Source organism: Enterobacter cloacae complex sp. 385G4, from assembly GCF_057320665.1.
In genome coordinates this window covers 1-605 of the sequence record NZ_JBXWDD010000032.1, presented here as the reverse complement: position 1 = coordinate 605, position 605 = coordinate 1, and the positions used below count along the sequence as shown (strand labels likewise).

Sequence of the window (605 nt, the reverse complement as noted above, 5' to 3'; positions counted from 1 at the left end):
GGTGTGTTCGAGTCTCTCAAATTTTCGCAATCATGAAGTGAAACATCTTCGGGTTGTGAGGTTAAGCGACTAAGCGTACACGGTGGATGCCCTGGCAGTCAGAGGCGATGAAGGACGTGCTAATCTGCGAAAAGCGACGGCGAGGTGATATGAACCTTTGACCCGTCGATGTCCGAATGGGGAAACCCAGTGCAATTCGTTGCACTATCGTTAACTGAATACATAGGTTAACGAGGCGAACCGGGGGAACTGAAACATCTAAGTACCCCGAGGAAAAGAAATCAACCGAGATTCCCCCAGTAGCGGCGAGCGAACGGGGAGCAGCCCGGAGTCTGAATCAGCTTGTGTGTTAGTGGAAGCGTCTGGAAAGTCGCACGGTACAGGGTGACAGTCCCGTACACGAAAATGCACAGGTTGTGAACTCGAAGAGTAGGGCGGGACACGTGGTATCCTGTCTGAATATGGGGGGACCATCCTCCAAGGCTAAATACTCCTGACTGACCGATAGTGAACCAGTACCGTGAGGGAAAGGCGAAAAGAACCCCGGCGAGGGGAGTGAAAAAGAACCTGAAACCGTGTACGTACAAGCAGTGGGAGCACCTTCG

The 605-nt window shown here is 52.4% G+C and carries 1 rRNA gene; it reads left to right on the top strand.

Going from position 1 to position 605, the window contains the following annotated elements:
- Positions 1–59 precede the first annotated feature (59 nt).
- Positions 60–605, top strand: a 23S ribosomal RNA gene (locus tag AC2FAJ_RS23510); the annotation flags it as partial.